At 24.7% G+C, this 3,703-nt stretch carries 7 protein-coding genes and 1 pseudogene; 3 read left to right on the top strand and 5 right to left on the bottom strand.

What is annotated here, in order from left to right; all coding sequences use genetic code 11:
* From OYV_RS04670 to OYV_RS05070, 5 genes are all read right to left on the bottom strand, one after another.
* Positions 1-173 (bottom strand): DUF2963 domain-containing protein (locus OYV_RS04670; protein WP_152550835.1); only part of this gene is annotated, 173 nt, incomplete at its 3' end.
* Between the two features lie 24 nt (positions 174-197).
* Positions 198-617, bottom strand: coding sequence for a hypothetical protein (locus OYV_RS02730; protein ID WP_070097662.1), 420 nt, complete (start codon positions 615-617; stop codon positions 198-200).
* Positions 618-696: 79 nt separating this feature from the next.
* The gene (locus OYV_RS05560; RefSeq protein ID WP_269077286.1) at positions 697-1,059 is read right to left on the bottom strand and encodes a DNA adenine methylase; all 363 of its coding nucleotides are present in this window, start codon (positions 1,057-1,059) and stop codon (positions 697-699) included.
* Between the two features lie 8 nt (positions 1,060-1,067).
* Positions 1,068-1,529: a DNA adenine methylase gene (locus OYV_RS05555; protein WP_269077285.1), complete on the bottom strand. Its 462-nt coding sequence runs from the start codon at positions 1,527-1,529 to the stop codon at positions 1,068-1,070.
* The gene (locus tag OYV_RS05070; RefSeq protein ID WP_172642359.1) at positions 1,526-1,699 is read right to left on the bottom strand and encodes a hypothetical protein; all 174 of its coding nucleotides are present in this window, start codon (positions 1,697-1,699) and stop codon (positions 1,526-1,528) included. The genes OYV_RS05555 and OYV_RS05070 overlap by 4 nt, the downstream gene beginning before the upstream one ends.
* A 174-nt stretch (positions 1,700-1,873) precedes the next feature.
* Between OYV_RS05070 and OYV_RS02715 the strand changes: the two are divergent.
* From OYV_RS02715 to OYV_RS05350, 3 genes and pseudogenes are all read left to right on the top strand, one after another.
* Positions 1,874-2,487, top strand: a pseudogene (locus OYV_RS02715) (sigma-70 family RNA polymerase sigma factor).
* A 253-nt stretch (positions 2,488-2,740) separates the two neighbouring features.
* On the top strand, positions 2,741-3,070 hold the full coding sequence (locus OYV_RS02710) for a single-stranded DNA-binding protein (protein ID WP_011160753.1): 330 nt from the start codon (positions 2,741-2,743) through the stop codon (positions 3,068-3,070).
* Between the two features lie 138 nt (positions 3,071-3,208).
* Positions 3,209-3,472 (top strand): DNA adenine methylase, encoded by a 264-nt coding sequence (locus tag OYV_RS05350; RefSeq protein WP_081931931.1) that lies wholly within the window; start codon positions 3,209-3,211, stop codon positions 3,470-3,472.
* The last annotated feature ends 231 nt before the right edge of the window (positions 3,473-3,703 follow it).

The raw sequence follows: 3,703 nt of genomic DNA, 5'->3' as shown, positions 1-3,703 counted from the left end.
GTGACTTTAACCTCTTGACCAGTATCTTTGTCGTATTCACTTACATAGTCAATATTTGTTCCGTCGGATTGGTATTGTGTTTTTTTAATTATATATCCAGTTTCTTTGTCGTTTTCAAAAATATAATCAATAGTTTTATCGGCACGATAATAAATTGTTGTTTTATTTATCATTTTTAAAATCTCCTTTTTTTGATTTTAGTTTGTATATAAAGTTTTAGTAGAAATTAAATTATAAGTTATTTCTTCATCAACATCCATAATAGGGATAAAATATTCACGTTGTAAAATATTGCCAATTGCTTTTAAATATTTAAAAACTTTTGGAACTAAAGTAAAAGAACAAACTTTAAATACTTGTGGATTATTTTTATCATAAAAATCATAAGTAAAATCTTTGTCATTAACATCTAACCTACAAGAAAAGCATTGAACGCGTCTTAAATTAGCATTTGAATAAAAATCAATTTTTAAAAATTGTAAACTATCCTCATATATTCCTTTGAAATCAAAATTAATTTCTTTAATTTTAGTTTCATTATTTTGAATAATTTCAATGTTTTTGCATTTTAATTTAGTTAATTTTGTTTTTAACGCGTTAATTTTGTTTTTCATCATTGATTTTTTCTCCTTTTTTAATCAAAATAAAGTTTCATATCTAATTTAATGATGTAAAACAATGGTAAAAATTTTAATTCTATTCATAATTTTTAATAATGATTTCTTGATTGATGTTTTTGTTCGCGAGATGATGACTTGTTGTTATTTTTGTTTTAATGATGTTACAATTTGGGAATAAATTAAGAATTGGGGTTGTTTCGTAATTTGTATATAACCATTTAACCCCTCTTTTGGTTGCTTGATGTAATGTCTTCGCTAACAATTTATGATCTTCAAAAGAAAATGGTTTTTGGTAAAAATCTTTATCTTTAATCCCTTCATAGTAATATGGTGGATCGACAAAAAGAAAATCGCCTTTTTGACTATTGGCGATAACTTTACAAAAATCCATACAATATAAAACATGTTTTTTCTTTTGGAAATGTCTTTGAAAGGTAATTAATTCATTTAAATTGATGATAGTGTTTTTTTGTTTGGGTTTATATACCCAAAATTTATTTTTAAATTAATTTGCTTATTATAACGAGTAATACCTCGAAAAGCGTATTTATTTAAAACATAAAAGATAGCTGACCTAGTTAATTTTTTTCTTTTTTTGATATTTTGATTATATTGGTTTAGTAAATTTTTGAAAGCTTGTTTTTGATTTTGTTGGTTGTGATATTGGTAAATATAATTTTCTATGGCTTTGAACTTGTTAACAAAATGATGGTGATTTTGGAGACTTTGTTTCCACATAGTGATTAATTGGCGATCATTATTGTTTAAAATCGCTTTTGATGATTTTAAGTAAAAATAAAGAACCCCACTTCCTAAAAAAGGTTCGTAATAAGTTTTAAATTGTTTGGGTAAATGAGAAATAATTTGAGGCAAAAGTTTTTTCTTACAACCAATCCAATTGATTTTCATCTTTTTTCTTCCTTATGCCATAAATAAAATAAAAAGAAAATATCGGAAAAGATGGCTATTGTAGCGTCAAATTTTAATCCTAATTCAAAATTGAAAAATAAAGCCATAATGTTACTAATGATGAAAAATAAATAGGAAATGGTTAATAAAATAGGATATCTTTTTTTCATTTTATCTCCTTGATTTTTTTATTTCTTTTGGTGTCCTGCCCTGTTCCAAAACTTTAGACACTTTTTGCTTTTTAAAAAATCTTTAAGACTAACTATTCAGTTAGTCTTTTTTTCTTTCAAGACTAAAAAAATAATTCCCTATCTTTTCTAAAAACTTTTTTAGAAAGGAATTAAATGTTAAGACAAGAATTATTTAAAGATTTTTTAAAAAATAAACAGAATTTAGAAATTCGTAATCAATTAATCGAACTTCATTTGCCTTTGGTAAAAAAACTAGTTTATCAATTTAAATATTATCCTCGAGTTTTAACTAAAGAAGATTTATATCAAGAAGGCATTTTAGGATTAATCAAAGCCCTCAATCATTACCAAGATTTAGGTTATGACTTTATCGCTTATGCTACTCCAACCATCAAATCGGAAATAAGAGAAACAATAAGAAAAAGCCATTCACCTTCAATCCCGAAAAAAATCACAAAAAGGATAATTTTTCTTTTCAAGAAGAGTTTTATGAACCATATCAAATAAATAAACTGAATCCCCATCAATTATGGTTAAAACAAGTTAATCATGAAATCTTTTTAAAAAAAATGAAAGCTAAATTAAGTGAAAACGAATTTCAAATTATCCATTTAAGTTTTGGCGTTCCTTTAGGGAATATCAACGAAGATTATCAAAGATGTTATAATAACGCCAAAATTGCTGAAAAATTCAATTTATCTTTAAAACAAGTAGAAAATATTAAAAACATCGCTATTAAAAAAATTAAAAAAATACAAAAAAGTTAACCCTTATCGTCCATAATGACGTTAAACTAGTAATTCAAAAAAAACATTTCGTTTAAGTGATAAAAAAATAAAAACCAGATTACTTTAAAAGTAATCTTTTTTTTGTATCAAAATCAAACATAAAATTTTTGAAACAACAGTAATAAACGATTCCAACATCAACAAATCAGATAGTCGTTCAATACATTTGTTTTCAAAAGTTTTATTGATGAATAAATAAAAAAATATATCAAAAAGAAGGAAAAATAAAATTATGTTAAATAAAGTTCAATTAATCGGCCGTATAATCCATGATTTAGAAAAACAATACATTAATAGTAATAACGAACAAATCCCTAAAATTGATTTTCAATTAGCGGTTAACCTCAAGGAGATAACCCAATTTATCCCTTGTGTAGTTTTTAGAAAACAAGCCGAAAACATGAAGAAATATTTACATAAAGGTTCGAAAATTTATCTTGAAGGGCTTTTATCCATTCAAAAATATACGAATAATGAAGGTCAAACCAAAATCAATACTAAAGTTATTCTTCAAAACGTGATCTTTTTAGATAATAAACCTCAAACAACTTTACCTTTTTAAAACAATCAATTCATAAAACTCAATAACAACCAAATAAACTTAATCATCTAACCCCTTTTCAAAAGGGGTTTTTTATTTGAAAAAACACACAATTATTGGTAAGGACACCAAAAGAAATAAAAAAATAAAGGAGACAAAATGAAAAAAAGATATCCTATTTTATTAACCATTTCCTATTTATTTTTCATCATTAGTAATATCATGGCTTTATTTTTCAATTTTGAATTAGGATTAAAATTTAACGCTATAATCGCCATCTTTTCTGATATTTTCTTTTTATTTTATTTATGGAATAAGGAGAAGAAAGATGAAATCAATTGGATTGGTTGTAAGAAAAAACTTTTGTCTCAAATTATTTCTCATTTACCCAAACAATTTAAAACTTATTACGAACCTTTTTGAGGAAGCGGGGTTCTTTATTTTTATTTACAACCATCTAAAGCGATTTTAAACGATAATGATCGCCAATTAATCACTATGTGGAAACGAAGTCTCCAAAATCCCCATCATTTTGTTAACAAGGTCAAAGCCATAGAAAATTATATTTACCAATATCACAACCAAAAGAACCAAAAACAAGCTTTTAAACATTTATTAAACCAATATAATCAAAATGCCAAAAAAAGAAAAAAA

It is taken from the genome of 'Chrysanthemum coronarium' phytoplasma (assembly GCF_000744065.1).
Classification (GTDB): Bacteria; Bacillota_I; Bacilli_A; order Acholeplasmatales; family Acholeplasmataceae; genus Phytoplasma; species Phytoplasma asteris.
Note: the sequence above shows the minus strand (reverse complement) of the source record. Positions and strands in the feature narration are given on the sequence as shown.